The organism is Prevotella sp. AM34-19LB (assembly GCF_003468525.1).
Taxonomy (GTDB): Bacteria; Bacteroidota; Bacteroidia; order Bacteroidales; family Bacteroidaceae; genus Prevotella.
This window is the reverse complement of sequence record NZ_QSIG01000001.1, coordinates 108326-128040: the sequence shown is the minus strand read 5'-3', so window position 1 is coordinate 128040 and position 19715 is coordinate 108326. Positions and strand designations below refer to the sequence as shown.

The 19715-nt window shown below is 48.3% G+C and carries 15 protein-coding genes; 7 read left to right on the top strand and 8 right to left on the bottom strand.

Translation table 11 applies throughout. From position 1 onward, the window contains the following. Positions 1-26: 26 nt before the first annotated feature. The 4 genes from DW830_RS00530 to DW830_RS00515 form a co-directional block, all read right to left on the bottom strand. Complete coding sequence (locus tag DW830_RS00530; RefSeq protein WP_119248481.1) at positions 27-1880, bottom strand: ABC transporter ATP-binding protein; 1854 nt, start codon at positions 1878-1880, stop codon at positions 27-29. A 125-nt stretch (positions 1881-2005) separates the two neighbouring features. Next, on the bottom strand, positions 2006-3340 hold the full coding sequence (miaB, locus tag DW830_RS00525) for a tRNA (N6-isopentenyl adenosine(37)-C2)-methylthiotransferase MiaB (protein ID WP_022110614.1): 1335 nt from the start codon (positions 3338-3340) through the stop codon (positions 2006-2008). 70 nt (positions 3341-3410) lie between these two features. After that, the gene (locus tag DW830_RS00520; protein ID WP_119248480.1) at positions 3411-4364 is read right to left on the bottom strand and encodes a phosphatase PAP2 family protein; all 954 of its coding nucleotides are present in this window, start codon (positions 4362-4364) and stop codon (positions 3411-3413) included. Positions 4365-4409: 45 nt separating this feature from the next. Further along, positions 4410-5405, bottom strand: a complete 996-nt coding sequence (locus DW830_RS00515) for an NAD-dependent epimerase/dehydratase family protein (protein ID WP_119248479.1) — start codon at positions 5403-5405, stop codon at positions 4410-4412. Between the two features lie 198 nt (positions 5406-5603). On the opposite strand from DW830_RS00515, the gene DW830_RS00510 reads away from it, so the two are divergent. Further along, entirely contained in the window at positions 5604-6803 is a 1200-nt protein-coding gene (locus DW830_RS00510) for a serine/threonine protein kinase (protein ID WP_158573402.1), read from the top strand. Positions 6804-6911: 108 nt separating this feature from the next. On the opposite strand, the gene DW830_RS00505 is transcribed toward DW830_RS00510, so the two are convergent. Next, positions 6912-8645 carry a hypothetical protein gene (locus DW830_RS00505; RefSeq protein ID WP_119248477.1) on the bottom strand — a complete coding sequence of 578 codons (1734 nt, stop codon included), beginning with the start codon at positions 8643-8645 and terminating at the stop codon, positions 6912-6914. 367 nt (positions 8646-9012) lie between these two features. On the opposite strand from DW830_RS00505, the gene DW830_RS00500 reads away from it, so the two are divergent. Then, positions 9013-9621: a hypothetical protein gene (locus DW830_RS00500; protein ID WP_119248476.1), complete on the top strand. Its 609-nt coding sequence runs from the start codon at positions 9013-9015 to the stop codon at positions 9619-9621. A gap of 122 nt (positions 9622-9743) precedes the next feature. Here the strand turns inward: DW830_RS00500 and DW830_RS00495 are convergent, their stop codons facing one another. Further along, entirely contained in the window at positions 9744-11453 is a 1710-nt protein-coding gene (locus tag DW830_RS00495; protein WP_119248475.1) for a Na/Pi cotransporter family protein, read from the bottom strand. Between the two features lie 171 nt (positions 11454-11624). Here DW830_RS00495 and DW830_RS00490 point away from each other — a divergent pair, with 171 nt between their 5' ends. Further along, the gene (locus DW830_RS00490; protein WP_119248474.1) at positions 11625-13286 is read left to right on the top strand and encodes a nucleoside kinase; all 1662 of its coding nucleotides are present in this window, start codon (positions 11625-11627) and stop codon (positions 13284-13286) included. A gap of 315 nt (positions 13287-13601) precedes the next feature. Here DW830_RS00490 and DW830_RS16840 read toward each other — a convergent pair whose 3' ends face one another. Next, positions 13602-13733, bottom strand: a complete 132-nt coding sequence (locus DW830_RS16840) for a hypothetical protein (RefSeq protein ID WP_255415596.1) — start codon at positions 13731-13733, stop codon at positions 13602-13604. A 94-nt stretch (positions 13734-13827) separates the two neighbouring features. After that, entirely contained in the window at positions 13828-14487 is a 660-nt protein-coding gene (gene upp, locus DW830_RS00485) for a uracil phosphoribosyltransferase (protein ID WP_119248473.1), read from the bottom strand. Between the two features lie 469 nt (positions 14488-14956). On the opposite strand from upp, the gene pckA reads away from it, so the two are divergent. The 4 genes from pckA (at position 14957) to DW830_RS00465 (ending at position 19669) form a co-directional block, all read left to right on the top strand. Then, on the top strand, positions 14957-16558 hold the full coding sequence (pckA, locus tag DW830_RS00480) for a phosphoenolpyruvate carboxykinase (ATP) (RefSeq protein WP_117662613.1): 1602 nt from the start codon (positions 14957-14959) through the stop codon (positions 16556-16558). 201 nt (positions 16559-16759) lie between these two features. Beyond that, positions 16760-18157, top strand: coding sequence for a DUF6242 domain-containing protein (locus DW830_RS00475; protein ID WP_147487169.1), 1398 nt, complete (start codon positions 16760-16762; stop codon positions 18155-18157). 39 nt (positions 18158-18196) lie between these two features. Next, entirely contained in the window at positions 18197-18892 is a 696-nt protein-coding gene (locus DW830_RS00470; RefSeq protein WP_119248471.1) for a DUF6089 family protein, read from the top strand. Between the two features lie 24 nt (positions 18893-18916). After that, positions 18917-19669, top strand: a complete 753-nt coding sequence (locus DW830_RS00465) for an isoprenyl transferase (protein ID WP_119248470.1) — start codon at positions 18917-18919, stop codon at positions 19667-19669. Positions 19670-19715 lie beyond the last annotated feature (46 nt).

The window sequence follows — 19715 nt, the reverse complement described above, 5'->3', positions numbered from 1 at the left end:
TTTTTAACTATTAACTCTTTACTCAATTACACCTGCTGCATATCATGCAACTTCTTGTAATATCCGTCTTTTCTAATCAGTTCATCGTGGGTACCACGCTCTACAATCCTGCCCTCATGCAGTACGCAGATTTCGTCGGCATGCTTGACGGTACTCAGTCGGTGGGCGACAGCCACTGTGGTACGGGTCTTCATCAGCTTCTCCAAGGCATCCTGCACCAGGCGCTCGCTTTCGGTATCGAGAGCTGAGGTTGCCTCGTCGAGAATGAGGATAGGAGGATTCTTGAGGATGGCACGGGCGATGCTTACACGCTGACGCTGACCTCCGGAGAGTCTGCCGCCACGGTCACCGATTCCGGTATCAAAACCATGTTCCGACTTGGTGATGAATTCGTAGGCATTGGCAATCTTTGCAGCATTGGCAATCTCTTCATCCGTAGCATCGGTCTTGCCGAATCGGATATTGTCCTTGAAGCTGGCATTGAAGAGGATAGCTTCCTGGTTTACATTACCTATCAGCTGGCGAAGATCGTGCACGGCAAGGTCTTTCACATTGATGCCGTCGATAAGAACCTCGCCCTCTTGTACATCGTAGTAACGGGGAATCAGGTCGAGCATCGTACTCTTTCCGCTACCGCTCTGTCCCACCAGTGCGATGGTCTTTCCTTTAGGAATCACCAGGTTGATATCCTTCAATACATAAACCAACTCATCGTTCTGGTGGTCGGTATAGGCGAAGGAAACATGGCGGAACTCTATCTGATGCTCGAAGCTGCTGATATGCTCTGGGTTCTCCTTGTCCTTGATTTCGATCTCGGCTTTCAGAATCTTGTCGATACGCTCCATGCTTGCCAATCCCTTTGGAATATTGTAGCTCGCCTTGGAGAATTCCTTCAGTGGGTTGATGATGCTGTAGAGCATCACGAGATAGAAGATGATGGTAGGACCATCGATTCTGCCGTAATCCAGAACCAGGATGCCGCCAAACCACAATACCACTACGATGAGGATGGTTCCTAGAAACTCACTCATCGGATGAGCCATCTGCTGACGGATGTTCACGCGCATGATGTTGTCGCGATAACTGCTATTCACCTGGTTGAAGCGCCAGTTCATCTTATCCTCGGCGCAGAACGCCTTGATGATGCGCAATCCGCCCAGGGTTTCCTCTACCATACTCATCGTGTCGCTCCAGAGCGACTGCGCCTCGGTGCTCTGTGCCTTCAGCTTCTTTCCAACAACACCCATGAACCAACCGAATGGTGGCACAAAGAGGATGGTGAAGAGGGTGAGCTGCCAGCTGATGCAGATGAGTGTGATGAAATAGAAGAGAATGAGAATAGGATTCTTGAAGAGCATATCGAGCGACGACATGATGCTGTTCTCCACTTCCTGCACATCACCACTCATTCGGGCAATGATATCTCCCTTGCGCTCTTCGCTGAAGAAACCCAATGAAAGGGAGGTAATCTTCTGGTAGAGCTGGTTGCGGATATCGCGAACAATACCCGTACGGATAGGGATGATGGTGGCTGACGAGAGGAAGTAGGCTCCCGTCTTGAGGAATGTCATGAAGGCAAGGAACATGCCGATAACCAGCAGAGCCAGCGATGCACTGTGCGCCACGATAAACTCCTGGATGTAATAATACAGGTTGTTGGTTGCCACTTCCTTGATGCTGCCCAGCGTTCCGTCCCATTCCATATAGTCGTTGGCACGGATACCGCCATCTACCTGGAAGAGAATCTGCAGGATTGGTATCAAGGCTGCAAACGAAAAGATGTTCAATACCGCGGACAGGATATTGAACAGAACTGATAACCCTAGATGCTTCTTGTAGGGAGGGACGAATCGTCGTAAGATTTGCAAAAATTCCTTCATAGGTGCAAATATAGTGTTTTTAAGGAAGACCGCCAAACTTTTGGCGGTCTTTCTTTTCTTTTATTCAGTTTTTTCTTATCGGAGAGTCTTTTTTGCTCCGTTTTTCTTCTTTTAAAGAGCAATTGTTATTCTTTAACTTCCTCTCCGAAGAGGGTAGCAGAGGTAGAACCGGTGATGCGGACCTTTACGAACTCTCCGATGTGGTGGTTACCCTTGTCGATGACCACTGCCTTGTTCTGTTCGGTACGACCCATCATCTGCTCACGGCTGCGCTTGCTGAAGTTCTCGATGAGGATGGTGAATTCCTTGCCCTCGTCCTTCTTGTTCTGCTCGGCACTCACCTCGGTCTGCAGCTTGATGAGCTCGTTGAGGCGGGCTATCTTGGTTTCTTCAGAAACGTTGTCTGGCAGATGCTTGGCTGCGTAGGTGCCTGGGCGCTCCGAATACTTGAACATGAAGGCGCTGTCGAAGCCTACTTCCTTCACCAGCGAGAGGGTTTCCTGATGGTCTTCCTCGGTTTCGTCGTGATAACCCACGAAGATGTCGGTGGTGATGCCGCAGCCCGGGATGATGCGCTTGATGTCAGCGATGCGCTGCAGATACTCCTCACGGGTGTATTTGCGGTTCATTAGCTTCAATATCTTGTTGCTTCCGCTCTGTGCAGGGAAGTGGATGTGCTTGCAGAGGTTTGGCTCTTCGGCAATGGCGTGGAGAATGTCCTCGGTCATATCCTCTGGGTTAGAGGTGGTGAAGCGTACACGCATATCCGGCACAGCCTGGGCTACCATGTGCAGGAGTTCGGCAAAGGAAAGGCTGCCTTCCTCGCGCTTGCCCGATGGAGAGAGACCGTAGCTGTTTACGTTCTGCCCCAGCAGGGTAACCTCTTTGAAACCACGCTGCTGCAAATCGCGAACCTCACGCAGGATGCTCTCGGCATCACGGCTGCGCTCACGTCCACGGGTATAAGGCACGATGCAGTAGTGGCAGAAGTTGTTGCAACCACGCATGATGCTTACGAAACCGCTCACTCTGTTGCCACCGATGCGCTGAGGCACGATGTCACGGTAGGTCTCGGTCTTTGAAAGTTCTATGTTGATGGCATTGGTACCCATCTCGCACTGCGCAATCATATCCGGCAGGTTGAGATAGCTGTCTGGTCCACAGACCAGGTTGGCATAGTGGTTCTGGATGAGGTCATCCTTCACTCGTTCCGCCATACAGCCCAATACGCCGAGAATCACCTTTCTTCCCTTCTTCTGCTCAGCATGCAGGGTGTCAAGGCGATGGTAAATCTTGTTCTCCGCATTCTCGCGGATACTGCAGGTGTTCAGGAAGATGGCATCAGCCTCTTCTTCTTTCTCACAAATCTCGTAGCCTGCCATCTGCATCACAGAGGCAACTACCTCACTGTCTGCCACGTTCATCTGGCAGCCATAAGTTTCAATAAATAGTTTCTTCATTGTTCTAGATGAATTCTAATTTATGTTTGATGTATTAAAATGATTTCTTTCCTGTATCTTCCATGCCGCATCATTTCATGTTCTTTGAAACTGCCATCAGCATGAAGTAGATGACTACGGCAGAGATCCATCCGGCGATGGCATCGATGAGATAATGCGCCTGGATATACACGGTAGCCATACACAGGAAGATGTAGAATGGCAGCATGGTGAAGAGCAGCTTGCGGTTTCTGCTGTGCCAGGCAAGGAGCATGCAGATGGTGCTTACGCCCACGTGCGAACTCGGGAAGGCGGCGGTAGGTCGCTCTCCTGCTTCCTTGGCATCCTCTACGAGCTGGTAGAAGATTCCGTCGGTATAGCCTGGGGGTGGCAGACAGTTGGTATGGGTGCTGAAGTAATCGCCCATTGCCGGGAAGATGCCCTTGGCAATATCCTGCACTCCTACGGCGTCGAAGTAGAACGTGGGTCCTACCACCGGCACGTAGATGTAGATGAGATAGTAGATGAAGAAGCTGGCAAGCAGTACAAAGCTAACCCGTTCTGCCTCATAGTATCTGCAGAAGAAATAGTAGAGTACTACCGCTGCTATCATCGGATAATACATGAAGTATCCCATCGACATCAGTTCGCTCACTACCGCCCATGGCAGTGCCTTGGCAAAGAGCAGGGCAGGCTGGCATCCGAAGAGATCCTGTTCCCATCCCGCAAAGAGATGGTCGAGGTTGGGGAATATGCGGTTGATTTCGTAAGTGTCTGGATACCACCAGGCAAGCAGGGCGATCTGTGCTATGATGCGCACCATCTTCGTTATCCTGCATGGAATCATGCGATATACGCCCCAAAGGGCGAGGGTCATGACCAGAATTCTCAACCTGCCCCAAAGCATCGACTCCGGATTCACTACCTTGGTAAAGGTAAAGAGCATGGTGATGACTGTTATCGCCATATAGCCCAGCATCACCCATTCCAGTGGCAGGAGTCCCTTCTTGGGGTTCTTTTCTATCTTAAAATAATCTTTTATCACGGTGTTACTTTGAACTTTGAGATTTGAACTTTATGATATGCTTTTTTACAGCCATCCGTTATCCTTGTACCACTTGATGGCAAGCTTTACGCCTCTTTCCAATGGATAGTGGGGATGATATCCCAGCTCATCCATAGCTGGTTCGATGTCGCAACGCCAGTTGCGTTGTTTCAGGATGTTATACTTATCATTGTTCAGTGCCGACATCCTACCGGTCATTCTGCCGAGATACTCGCCTAAGAAGGTTACGATGCGGAGCACCCAGATAGGAGCCTTGATGCGCAACATCCATGGATTGCCCAATTCTTTATGAATCAGGTTGCTGAAAGCTTCTGACTGGTAAACTTCTCCATCGCTGAGGAAGTATTTTCTGCCGTTCATACCATGGTCCAGGGCAAGGAAAACAGCCTGTACCACATCCTGAACATATACGAAGGTGATGTCCTGGCGCTTGAATCCTACAGCAAAATCCACATGCTGCTTGATGCTCTGCGCCATGAGGAAATAGTCTTTTTCTCTTGGTCCATATACGCCGGTAGGGCGCAGGATGATATAAGGGAAGTTGTTGCCGATGCTGTCGAGATAGCGCTCTGCGGCAAGCTTGCTCTTGCCGTATGCCGTATTAGGCTTAGGCACATCGTTCTCGCAGATTTCCTGATAAGGTTGCTCCTCACGGATGGCTCCGAAGATGCTGAGCGAGCTGACAAAGACAAATCGCTTGATTGGCATTCCCAGATGAAGGATGGCATTCACCAGGTGCTTGGTGCCCTCGGTGTTTACCTTATAGAAATCCTCTGCATGCAAACACTTGGTAGCGCCAGCTGCATGCACTATATAGTCGAACTCGTGCGGAGCGAGTTCCTTCTCCAACTCTTCCTCTGAAGAAAGATTGAGGTTGATGAAATGGATGCGCTCGTCTTGCAGATACTTTCTGGAACTGGTAGGGCGAACTGCCGCCCAGGTTTCCATGCCTTGTCGCAAGGCTTCTTCTACGATGTAACTGCCGATAAAACCCGATGCACCCGTTACTAAAATCTTCATTAATTATATATAAAATTGCAATTTCGGCTGCAAAGATACGACTTTTTGGTGATTTATCACCATGATTTTGTTCAAAAAGGAGATAAATGTTGAAAAATAGTGTGGGTTTCTATAAAAAGTTGTATCTTTGCATGCATGGAGCAAGTATCGGGTTTTTATTTCCCTCCCTCAGAAACGATTTCTGCGCAGTTCAGCAACATGTCAGAAATCTCGGCTAGTGGCTTTAATATCCTTATCCGTGCCAAACGTGATGGCAGGTGGTGGATCTTGAAGGCACTCGCTCCCGCTGTGCGTAACAACGAGGTGTATCAGGGTTTGCTGCAGAAGGAATTCGACATCATGAAGCATGTCCAGCATCCCGGAGTTGTCGAGGTGACGGGTATCGAAGAAGTGGACGGATATGGTAAATGCCTCGTGATGGAATGGATAGATGGAGTGACTCTGGAAGAGTGGCTCCTGCAACCTCATTCCAAGAAGGAAAGGGTGCATATCGCCAACCAGCTGCTCGAGGTGCTTGAGTTTGTGCACGACATGCAGGTGGTGCATCGCGACCTGAAACCTTCCAACATAATGGTTACCCGTAATGGAAGCGTGCTGAAGCTGATAGATTTCGGATTGGCTGATACAGACAGCTATGCCGTACTGAAGGAACCGGCGGGAACAGATGGATATGTTTCTCCCGAACAGCAGAAGGGCGGACCTACCGATGTGCGCAATGATATCTACAGTGTGGGCGTTATCCTGGATAAGATGAAGCTGAATTTCTCTTATCGCCTGGGATTGAAGCGTTGCCTCCGTCCGTTGGAGGAGCGATATCCCAATATGACCGCCATGTGCCAGCATATTCTTTCTCTGCATCGCAACCTGCTTGCCTTCTGGATAGCTTCAGGCATGTTGGCAGTAAGTACTGCGGGCGTGCTTATATATAATAAGGTGAACGAGCCTCCTCGTGGATACGATGTGGTGGCAGAGTTTAAGATAGGAAACCTGGCTTATAAGTCGTGGGGCGGTGGAGTCGTGTCGGTCAGGGCAGCCAATTCCAAGGATTCCTGCATCGAGGTACCTAAAACGGTGAACTTCCAGGGTATGACCTATAAGATAGATGAAATCGAAAAGAAGGCGTTTGCCAATCAGCCTGATCTGAGGAAACTGGTGTTCCCGGATACCAAGTTCCATGTGATGAAGCAGATGGTGGAGAACAGTCCGAATCTGCACAGCATCTGTTTCCGAAGCGCCTTGCCGCCAGTCATCGGCAATGCCATCTGGAAGACCAGAATTCAGGATGTCTTCAGTGAATCTGATTTCAAGCGTGTCATCCTGTATGTTCCCAAAGGCAGCTTCGATGCTTATCGCAATTCTGCATGGAATCAGTTTGAGAATATCATGGAATATGAATAGAATATGATAGAGTTACGCTTCAATTATGCAGATAGCCGCATCTCGCGTGAGATGCGGCTATTTGCGTTTATTGCTTATATCAGGTGTCTATACCTTATTATATATGTATCAATACCATACTTCTATCTGTGGTGATTCCTTGGCATAGCTAGGCATACACTTACCGATCTTGGCTCCGATATAGGTAGGATCGCAGATGTAGAACTTCTTGCCCTTGTACTCGTATGAGGTACCGTTCTCTACCGGCTCGTGGAAGGCTACGGCTGTACATTCGTGTCCTGTGAACTGGATGAGATGTACATCGAGTCCGAGAATCTCGTGTACCAGATAGGCATAGAAGATGGCGCGGTCTTCGCAGTCATTCTTAGGATAGTAGAGACTTTCCTCGAAGTAGAAATACTTCTCGCGATGGAACTGCTCATCATCGGTAGCGTATGGGAATCCCATCTGTATGAATCGCAGGATGCGGTTGGCTGCTTCCTGTTCGCCGAGATCCTGTACCTGTGCTCTGATCTGCTTCACCACATCGTCGCGCAGACTCTTATCTACTACAGATGCGGCTACGGTAGGAATATCTATGATAGGGTATTCATCGAGCAGCGGCATGACGCCGGTTGGTACTTCGCCCTGCAGGGTGATGCCCGCAGCTTCATATCTGAACGGCTTGGCTTCATCGCCAATCACGATCTTGCCGGTGAATCTCAGTCCCATATCCTTGCCCAGCTCTGCGCCCTTAGGCAGTTCGCAGGAACGGAAGGAACCTTCATCCTCTACGTTCGGATAGATGTAGTAGCGCTTGCCGTCGATGTTGAGGTACGACTTCTCGAATACGTGCTCCACGTAAGGGATGAGCATCACCACGTGGTTGCCGCACAGGGCGAGGCGTACGTTATAGCCGCAGTTGGCTAGCACATACTGCGAAGCGATGATCTTCTCGTTCTGGCTGGCGTTTGGCATGGCGGTATCGATGTATTTCTCTACGAGCATGGCAGAACCCCAGTCGCTGAGTCCCATCTTGCGCGATTCGGTGGCGAAAGCCTGGGTTACTTCCTTGAGGTCTGATTTCTTGAGATTCTTCCAGTAGTTCACCACATCCTCTGTAGAGCTGATGCTCATGGAAGCGAGTGGGGTTGCCTTCTGCATCTGCAGGGTTGCACCATAGAAGTTGACATCGAAGGTCTGCTTGCTTGCCGGAATGTTGACGTGAGGCACGTTTGGCAGGGCAGGCATGATTGGTACGGCTGCTACGGCAGGCATCAGCGGCAGTTCGATACCCGAACCGGTATATTCGATGTCTGGAATATCAGGCTTCACCTCTGGCAGTTTCGGTTTGTTCACCGGCTCTATTTTTGGTCGGACGGTAGGAGCCTTTGGATCTGGTTTCTTCGGAGTCTCCGGTTCTGCAGGAGTTTCCGGAGTTACCGGAACGGCAGGAACCTTAGCCAGCGGATCGTCTGGCAGGGCTGGTACCTTCGAGAGGTCGGGTCTGTTTACGAGATCTCCGAATCCGCCTTCCGGAATCAGGATCGGGCTTACCGGCATCTTTGGCTTCACGGTAACCGGTTTCTCCGGCTGTTTCGGAGCTGTATATGTTGGTGGTGTCTTAGGCTTAGGAACCTGCGAGCGCACATCTCCCTTAAACTTCTTGTATTCTTTCCATACGCCTTGCATATACTTATCGTAGTCGGTAAGTATGGTGTTGCGGAACTTGTTGTAATCATCCAGCATTGCCTGTCTTGACTGCTGGAACTGTTTCACAAAGTCATCGTTCTGCGAAAAGCTTGGTGTTGCATGCAAACCGAGCAGCAATATGAAACTGAGAGTAGGATAAATTCTATTCATAATCTGTAATTTTAAGATTTCTACTTTCCGTATTGATAGATATGGGGCAAAGATACGATTTTTTTCTTAATCGCCCAACTTTTTTTTAAGAAAAAGGCTCTCCTTCCTTAATTTCTAAGAAAGAAGAGCCTGTTTATGTATTGTTCTTAGCGAAAATCCTGCCCCAGAAAAGGGATGGTTTCCTATTTGGTTATGTTTGATAGATAGTTATATTTTCTATTTGCGCTGCAAAATTACGAAAAACTTTTGAGACAGGATTGGTTCAAATTGGTTCATTTTTAAATACTGATGAAGAAAATGGAAAAAGTATGGTTGAGAATGGGGAAAAATATGTATCTTTGCTGCTAAAAAAAGAAAGGAATAGAAAATGATAGATAATTATAATCCTGATATTTTCGAGCACTTGAAGCAGGAAGTGGAAACCTTAGTAGGAAGACCTATCAAGACCCCTAAAGACTTTGAGTTTCTTTCCTGTCAGATAGAGGGCTATACCCGAGAGACCATCTCGGTGAGTACCCTGAAGCGTATGTGGGGATATGTGGCTTCGCCATGCAACCCGAGCAAGTATAATCTCAATTTGCTTTCCCGCATGGTGGGCTATCCTGATTGGGCTTCCTTTGTAGGTGGGCAGGAGGGGTTGTCTTCCAGCCGCTTCTTCGTGAAGAGTAAGCTTATAGCGGATGCCTTGCAGAAGGGGGAACTGGTGAGATTGACCTGGTGCCCGGGCAGAGTGCTCACCATCATGTACCGGGGCAATGATTCCTTCGAGGTGATTGAGAGCATCAGCAGCAAGCTGGCAAAGGGGGATACCTTCACCTGTCCGCAGTTTGTTGAGGATCAGCCGCTTTATCTTTCCAACCTCAGCCATCCTGGTATCCCGCTCTGCAACTATGTAGCAGGTCAGAATGGAGGAATCAAGTGGAATCTGGGGGAGGCCGTTCTCGGACGGGCTGGGGGTGATTCTGGACCTTCCTGAAGCAGTAGAGCCGAAAGAGTAAAGAAGCAAAAGTATCGATAATGATAAAAAATGGCAGAGGGTGTGGCATAAGTTTTATGGCACACCCTCTTAAACAATAAACTGTTAACTATCTACTAATATTATGCCTCATGCTGTCTTACGCCCATACGAGCCTCTACTACGTTTACCACGTAGTCGCCGAGCTTCTCGCATTCCTGGATGATATCCATGTACATCGTACCGATGGCGTAGGTGTAGAGATGGTTGTTTACATCGTTGATGTTCTGACTCTTCAACTGGTTGCGATAGTTGTTGATCTCGTTCTCGATGTTGAAAGAGAGGTTGGCATCATTATCTACCTTATGACCCACCAGGGTGATGTTCATCTGGGTGAGGGCATTATCTGTAAGCTCCATCATCTGGTGCATGTGCTCATACTGAGAAGGAATGAAGTCTTCCTTGCCACGGATGCGGCGGTTGAGGGTGCGGGCAATGTTGAAACAGCTGTCACCGATACTCTCAATCTCTGAAATCTCACGCAGCATGGCGCGGATCTTCGCCTTGGTCTCATCAGAAAGATGAGAATCGCTCACCTGGTCGAGATACTTCGCAATCTCTATCTCCATGTTGTCGGAGATTCCCTCGTATTTCTCGATGCGGGTATAGAGCTTGATAAACTTGTCGTCGTTGGTTTCGCCCAGGAGTTCCTTCACCATACCGAACATACGCTGGATGCGCTCGGCGAAACAGTGGATCTCCTTCTGAGCCTCGAGCACGGAGATTTCCGGAGTCTTCATGATACCGCTCTGGATGAAACGCAGACGGAAATCATCCTCGTCGGCATTCTTCTTAGGACGGATGATCTTGCATACCAGCTTCTCTATCTGTGGGATAAACCATACCAGGATAAAGGTATTGGAGAGGTTGAACGTGGTATGGAAGGCGGCGAGTACGAACGACAGCTTGGCTGCATTGGCAACGAAATGAGGATCGTTTTTCTCCATCATGTCATCATAGCCTACCCAGCCGCAAACCAGATGGATGAACGGACGGAATACGCAGAGTATCCACAGCACACCGAAGATGTTGAACACCATGTGCGCCATTGCCGCTCTTCGCGCCTGCGTGTTTGCGGTGAGTGCTGCCACGTTGGAAGTTACGGTGGTACCGATGTTCTCACCCATCACGAGTGCAATTCCCTGATAGATAGGCAGTACGCCGGTAGAACAGAGAATCATCGTTATCGCCATGACGGCTGCTGAACTCTGTACACACATAGTCAGGATACTACCAATGAGCAGGAAGGTGATGGTAGTCTGGAAGCTGTGAGGGTCGAAGCTGGAGAAGAACTCCAGAACCGGCTGGTTATGAGCCAGATCCATGTCGATACCGGTTTGGCGAAGTGTACCCAAGCCGAGGAACATAAAGGAGATACCGAAGATGAAATCGCCTATGATCTTGCGCTTCTTGCTATAGATGAGGATGATGGCGATGAAGAATGCTGGCCATACAAAGTCGGTGATGTTGAATGAGAATCCTGCACTCATGATCCAGGCGGTGAGTGTGGTACCGATATTGGCACCCATGATAACCGAAATAGCCTGGGCAAGGGTGAGGAGACCGGCATTTACGAATGAAACCGTCATCACTGTTGTAGCAGTAGAAGACTGTACGGCAGCCGTGATGAGCGTACCCGAAAGTATGCCCGTCAAACGATTGGTGGTCATAGTTCCTAACACATGGCGGAGCTGTGGTCCTGCCATCTTCTGCAAACTGTCGCTCATGGTCTTCATACCAAACATCAGTAAGGCGAGTGCTCCGATAAGCCTAAAAAATATCCAAATCGACATATTATAACTTAATTAATGTTGTCAAAATCTTCAAGTTTACGTTTTTTTTCGTAACTTTACGCTCTGTAAGCAATGCTCCGCTTGAGGGCTTGCTCAGGCCTGGTGAACGTCCTCCAGGGAGGTCTTCGTTAGGCTGTAGATTATTAACTTTGTAACATAGTTTTAACACAAATGAAACAGAAGATACAAATCCGTTGCAAAAATAATAAAAAATCTCAGAAAGTCGAAATCGGAAGCACACTTTTTGATGTTTTTTCTTCATTTGACCTTAAAATGACCCATGGACCGGTGTCTGCGAGGGTAAATAACAAGGTGGAAGGTATGCATTACCGTGTTTATAACTCCAAGGATGTAGAATTCCTGGATATGAACTCTGCGTCGGGTTCGCGTGCCTATACCCGGACGCTTTTCTTTGTACTGTGCAAGGCGGTGCAGGATATTTATCCGAATACGGATGTGGTCATCGATATTCCGGTATCCAACGGATTCTATGTGGATATCCGTCTGGGGCGCCCGGTAGTAGATGAGGATATGAACATCCTCCGCCGCCGCATGCAGGAGATCATCGACTCCAAGATGCCGATACGCCGCTTCACGGTGCCTACCGAGGAGGCTATCGCCCTCTTCCAGGAAAAGGGCGATGTGGAGAAGGTGAAGCTTCTCAGAACTTCGGGTTCCATCTATACCACCTATTATAAAATAGGTGAATATGTGGATTATTATTATGGCACCCTGCTTACCAATACCTCCCAGCTCTATCTCTTCGGGTTGGAGAAGTACTATGATGGCATGTTGCTGCGCATTCCTTCGGTCAGCAACCCGGATGAGCTGGGCGAAATGACCCGGCAGGACAAGATGTTTGATATCTTCAAGGAGCATCATCGCTGGCAGGAAATCCTGGGTATCAGAACCGTGGGTGACTTCAATCAGGCTATCGACGCGGGACATGCTACGGATATCATCAATATCAGCGAAGCGCTGCAGGAGAAGAAGCTGGCGAAGATTGCCGAGGAGATTGCCAGCCGGGAAGGGGTGAAGCTGGTGCTGCTGGCAGGGCCTTCGTCTTCGGGCAAGACTACTTCCTGCAAGCGATTGAGCATCCAGCTTGCCGTAAACGGACTGAAGCCTCTGCAGATTTCGCTTGATGATTACTTCGTGGATAGGGATAAGACGCCGAAGGATGAGAATGGAGAATATGATTTTGAGAGTATCTATGCCCTGAATCTCGATTTGCTCAACGAGCAGTTTAATGCGCTCTTCCGTGGCGAGGAGGTGGAACTGCCGAAATACGATTTCCCTTCGGGCAAGAGTGTGAAGAGTGGAAAAAAGCTGAAGCTGGAGCCTAACAATGTTCTGGTGGTAGAGGGAATCCATGCCCTGAATCCGGAGCTTACGGCGCATATTCCTGAAGAGCAGATTTTCCGTGTGTATGCTTCTGCGCTGACCACCATTCTGCTGGATAATCACAATTACATCCCTACAACGGATAATCGTCTGCTGCGCCGCATCATCCGCGACTATAAATATAGAGGTGTATCTGCCCAGGAAACCATCCGCCGCTGGCCATCGGTAAGATCCGGAGAGAACAGGTGGATTTTCCCATTCCAGGAGAATGCCGATGCCATGCTGAACACGGCGATGCTCTATGAGTTGTCGGTCATCAAGATGCAGGCAGAACCGCTGTTGCAGCAGGTGCCGGAGAATTGTGAGGAATTTGCTGAGGCTTACCGCCTGCTGAAGTTCCTGAAGTATTTCAAGGGAATACCTTATAATAATCTGCCTCCAACCTCCCTCTTGCGAGAGTTCCTGGGCGGCAGCTCATTCCATTATTAGGTATTTGTGTTTTTGCCTCACTACGGCACAATATTGCCCTCTGCCAGGGCAATATCTTGCCGTGGTGAGGCAAGATTCGTTAGGTCGTGAAGGAATTTTGAAGGCAAGCGTTGCTGCATCGTATTCCTGCGAATAAAACGCTACTTTCGTTTTTACTCTTCACCCTTCACGTTTTGAGTGTAAACTGCTGATATTCAGTATGTATTGTGGGTGAAGAGTTGGGGCTGACTCTTCACCACTCTTCACCACTCTTCACCCTGACTTTTTTGGAGGGCGAAATCATTTCAGGAACAACGTTTCTGTCTTCAATGATGACTAGCTTCTGTCTTCAATGATGACCAACTTCTGTCTCCAATGATGACCAGCTTCTGTCTTCAATGATGGCTGAGCTTCGTGATAAGGTGAAGAGAGGTGAAGAGTGGTGAAGAGTGAAGCCTGACTCTTCACCAGTTTATTTTGCTGATACTTAGCTGATTAACGCTAAAATGTGAAGAGTGAAGAGTGAAAACGAAAGTGGCTTTCTGTGCAGCCGTTTTTCGCTTTAGAGCTTGCTTCCGTAGCAGAGGTCGCCCGCATCACCGAAGCCTGGTACGATATACTTGTGCTCGTTCAGTCCCTCGTCGATGGAAGCACACCAGATGGTAGTCTTATCCTCCGGGAAAGTCTTCTTGACGTGCTCGATGCCCTCTGGCGAAGCCAGGACGCAGGCTACATGGATGTGCTTAGGGGTTCCCTTGGTAAGGAGCGCCTTCATGCCCATCTCCATGCTGATACCGGTGGCAAGCATCGGGTCGGCGATGATGAGCGTCTTGCCGGTAAGGTCTGGAGTAGCCAGATACTCGATATGAACCCCCACCTCGGTATGCTCCTTGTTGGTATATTCGCGATAGGCACTCACGAAAGCATTGCCGGAGTGGTCGAAGATATTGAGGAAACCCTCATGGAAAGGCAGACCGGCACGGAAGATCGTACCGATGACAATCTTGTCGGTAGGGAAATTAACCTGGGCTACACCAAGAGGGGTAGTCACGTCTCTGTTCTCGTAATTGAGGGTCTTTGAAATCTCAAAAGCCTCATACTCGCCGATTCTCTTGATGTTGTTGCGGAAGAGGAGTCGGTTCTTTTGATACTCGCAGTCGCGCATCTCAGCCAGATAGCGGTTGATGATGCAGTTATGCTCGCTCAGATTATTAATTTTCATAAGTCGTAGTATTTATATTCTTGTTATTTCAATCGATGTTTATTCCTGCTGAAATCATCTGTCAAGATGCAGCAAAGGTGTTGCAAAGATAAGGCAAAATCCGGAAACCGCAAAATGTTTTCCGTTATTTTTTCCTTCCGGCTTCTTCTGGTGTCATCCATGGGCTTTTATGTGTCTTCTGAACCCCTATATATATAATAGGTGGAAAATGAATTTAGATGAAGCAGATTTGCGGCGAATATTTGCAAAGTCAATATGGCAAATTATAGATGAATTGGTCGATTTTTTAATTCTTTAACCTAAAAAGGTTTTAAAAAGCAAGAATATTATCTAAGAATCTTTGCCATAAAACATATTTTTTGTAACTTTGCGGCGGTTTTAGGAAAAAAGGGTTTTGGAAATCCCATTTTGAATATTAGGATAAAGTTTCAGAAAAAAATATTTCACAACTTAAATACATTTAGAAAAAATGGCAAAGTTAGATTTGACAAAGTACGGCATTACTGGTGCTACAGTAATCGCTCACAATCCTTCTTACGAGCAGTTGTTCGAGGAGGAGACAAAGGCTGGTCTCGAGGGTTACGAGAAGGGTCAGCAGACAGAGTTAGGTGCAGTTAACGTTATGACAGGTATCTACACTGGTCGCTCACCTAAGGATAAGTACATCGTAATGGACGAGAACTCTAAGGACACTGTATGGTGGACAACAGAGGAGTACAAGAACGATAACCACCCAATGTCTGAGCAGGTTTGGGGTACTGTTAAGGATCTCGCTGTTAAGGAGCTCTGCAACAAGAACCTCTATGTAGTAGATGGTTTCTGCGGTGCTAACAAGGATACACGTATGGCTGTTCGTTTCATCGTTGAGGTTGCTTGGCAGGCTCACTTCGTAACAAACATGTTCATCCGTCCTACAGCTGAGGAGCTTGAGGCATTCGAGCCAGACTTCGTTGTTTACAACGCTTCTAAGGCTAAGGTAGAGAACTACAAGGAGCTCGGCTTGAACTCAGAGACTTGCGTTGCTTTCAACGTAACATCTAAGGAGCAGGTTATCATCAACACATGGTATGGTGGTGAGATGAAGAAGGGTATGTTCTCTATGATGAACTACTTCTTGCCATTGAAGGGTATGGCTTCTATGCACTGCTCTGCTAACTGCGATATGAACGGTGAGAACACAGCTATCTTCTTCGGTCTTTCTGGTACAGGTAAGACTACATTGTCAACAGACCCTAAGCGTAAGTTGATCGGTGACGATGAGCACGGATGGGATGACAATGGTGTATTCAACTTCGAGGGTGGTTGCTACGCTAAGGTTATCAACCTTGACAAGGAGTCTGAGCCAGATATCTACAACGCTATCAAGCGCAACGCTCTCCTCGAGAACGTAACTGTAGCTGCTGATGGTAAGATTGATTTCGCTGACAAGAGCGTAACTGAGAACACTCGTGTTTCTTACCCAATCTTCCACATCAACAACATCCAGCCAGGTTCTTCTGCTCCAGCTGCTAAGCAGGTTATCTTCCTGTCAGCTGATGCATTCGGTGTATTGCCTCCAGTATCTATCCTGACTCCAGAGCAGACTCAGTACTACTTCCTCTCTGGTTTCACAGCTAAGTTGGCTGGTACAGAGCGCGGAATCACAGAGCCTACTCCAACATTCTCTGCTTGCTTCGGTCAGGCATTCTTGGAGTTGCACCCAACAAAGTACGCTCAGGAGTTGGTTAAGAAGATGAACAAGAACAATGCTAAGGCATACCTCGTTAACACAGGTTGGAACGGTACAGGCAAGCGTATCTCTATCCGCGATACACGTGGTATCATTGACGCTATCCTGAACGGTGACATCGACAAGGCTCCAACAAAGCAGATCCCTATGTTCGACTTCAAGGTTCCAACAGAGTTGCCAGGTGTAGCTACTGAGATCTTGGATCCACGCGATACATACGCTGATGCTTCTCAGTGGGAGGAGAAGGCTAAGGATTTGGCTGCTCGTTTCATCAAGAACTTCGCTAAGTACACAAACAACGAGGCTGGTAAGGCTCTCGTTGCAGCTGGTCCACAGCTCTAATTCGACATTTCGAATTCATACTGTATATGGAATCCCGTTTCTTGCAAAAGAAGCGGGATTTCTTCGTTTTTACGCCTCGAAATCACTAAAAAACTTAAAAAATGCGCCTAAAATCAATAAATTGCATAATAATAAGGAGAAAAGGTCGAGTTTTTAAAGAATTCTCAGTAAATTTGCAGCTAAAAAGAAAAATTGGATAGAATGAAAAGTAAATTTTTAGCTTTTATAGCACTTGTTGCAGCTACTTTGTCGCTCTCTTCATGCTTGAACAGCGACGAGACGGTAGTAGAATATACAAATGATACGGCCATCACGAGTTTCTCTTTGGGAAAGCTCGGTAGATACACGAAGACTACTGCAGGCAAGGATACTCTGATCGCTGATAAAGTGAATGGAGCTAACTATCATTTTTATATAGATCAGGCTACCCGCCATATCTATAACGTAGATTCCTTGCCTACCAAGACAAGGACCGCTGCCGTATTGGCTACCATCAGCAGCAAGAACAGCAGCCCTATCTTCATCATGAACAAGAATTGCCCTGAGAAGATCGACTCGGCAAAGTATTATTCAAGCACCGATTCCATCGACTTCTCTCAGCCACGAATGGTTCGTGTATATAACAACTCGCTCAATGCCTACGTTACTTACACCGTAAAGGTGAACGTGCATCAGCAGGAAGGCAATGAGTTCAACTGGCAAGCCAAGGCTCAACTCAATGAGCAGCTCGCTGCACTCAGCGACTTGAAGGTGCTTGCCCTGGAAAACCATATCGGAAACCATATCTATGTATTCGGCAAGACCCTCGGGGGAATGAAGATATACAAGACTGCTGCAAGCGATGGTAACAATTGGGCTGAGGTAACAGCCAACCAGACTTTCGCAGCTGCCGATTATCAGAACGCCGTACAGATGGGCGATCAGCTCTATATCCTCTCAGATGGCAAGGTGTATGCTTCTACTGATGCTGCAACCTGGAATCAGGTAGGCGAGGATAGCCAGCTCAAGCAGTTGGTAGGTGCCAGCAGCAAGTATCTCTATGCCTTCACCGCTACAGGCATCGCCGTGTCTAAGGACAATGGCGCAACCTGGGCTGCCCAGAAATTGGATGCAGCTTTCTCACTCCTGCCAACCCAGAACCTGAGCATGAATGTTTCTACCATCGCTTCTGTGAAGAATGCCGAGAACGTACTCCTCCTGGGAACCCGTGATGCCAGCTACGGCGATACCATCGCTACCACCTGGAATCATGTGGCTGATTACTCTGCTAATGCTCCAGAAAGCGCATGGAACTATATAGAATATGATTCTCTCCAGAGTGGCAAGATGCCAATGATGGATCAGGTGCTCGTTTGCGGTGCAGATTCTGGCTTCGTAGCTCTCGGAAGCAACGGCAAATGGTATAAGAGCAAGAACAACGGACTGACATGGGGTGTAGATTCACTCGTAACCATGCCAGCCGGATTCTCTGCTGCCACCCAGCGCTTCGGCTTCTGCCGCGACAAGGACAAATTCTACTGGGTAGTAAGAAACGGCAGCGTATGGAAGGGCCGCTTCAACAAGGATGGCTGGATCAAGGACCCGACTATCTTCGAATAAGACCCTCGGGAATCTATTCATATCGCATAAGGTATAGACATGAGGAGAAACTTGTGTAAATGCTTGTTGCTGCCGGTCTTGTTCCTCTTGCCGTTGCAGGTGATGAGGGCACAAGACGATTACCAGTATCGTCTGGAGATAGGTGCCGGTGTGGGACTGGTTGCCTATGAAGGCGACCTGAACGGCAATATCCTTGCCCACCAGCAGCCGATGGCAGCCATCGTGGGAAGATACAGCTTCGATCCCTACAAGGATCTGCGGTTCAACCTGGGGCTGGGCAAGCTGAAAGGCTCTAACGACAAGGTGAAGACCGATTATCCCGACCTGGATGGGAAAGCCTACTCCTTCAGCAATACCCTGGTGGATATGAGCCTCGTCTTCGAGTACAACTTCTGGCCTTACGGCACCGGCAGGGACTACAGAGGAGCCAGGAGGCTGGTGCCTTTCATCTTCGGAGGTCTGGGAGCCACCTTTGTGAAAGGAGAGCAGAAGAATGTGTTTACCGCCAACGTGCCTTTGGGCATCGGGGCGAAATACAAGATAAACGAACGGATGAACGTAGGCGTAGATTGGAGCATCCATTTCTCGCTGAGCGATGAACTGGATGGGGTGAAAGACCCTTATGGCATCAAGAGCAGCGGACTCTGGAAAAACCAGGACTGCTACTCCATGCTGCAAGTCTCGTTCACCTACAGCTTCAGCGCAAAGTGTAAAACGTGTAATAAAGAAGAATAAGAACTCTTAATTAAAGAATAAGATATGAACAACTTGGATATGAACAGAATACCTGAGCACATCGCTATCATCATGGATGGCAATGGACGCTGGGCAACAGAAAGAGGTAAGGAACGCAGCTACGGCCATCAGGCTGGAGTTGACGCAGTGCGTTGCATTACATCAGAATGTACTCGCCTCGGTGTGAAGTACCTTACTCTCTATACTTTCTCTACTGAAAACTGGAATCGTCCTGCCGACGAGATTTCTGCCCTGATGGGACTGGTACTGACTTCTCTGGAGGATGAGATTTTCATGAAGAACAATGTGCGGTTCCGCGTGATCGGCGACTTGAAGCGTCTGCCACAGGCTGTGCAGGACAAGTTGCAGGAGACCATGGACCATACCGCCAAGAACGATGCCATGACCATGGTAGTAGCCCTGAGCTACTCTTCGCGCTGGGAAATCATGAATGCGATGAAGAAGACCGTGAAGGAGGTTATGGAGAAGGGCGCCAGCTATGAGGAGGTTGAGAAGATGCTTACCGAGGAAAACTTCGAGAAGCACCTGGAGACCAACTTCATGCCAGACCCGGAGCTCCTGATCCGTACAGGTGGCGAGTTGCGTATCAGCAACTACCTGTTGTGGCAGATTGCTTATTCTGAGTTGTATTTCTGCGATACCTATTGGCCAGACTTCAACGAGGAGTGCCTGCATAAGGCTATTGAGAGCTACCAGTCGCGCCAGCGCCGTTTCGGCAAGACCGAGGCTCAGGTAGAAGCAGAGGAAGAGAAATAAAAGGGGGAAAAGGACGAAAAATAGATACTATATATATAATAAGGTA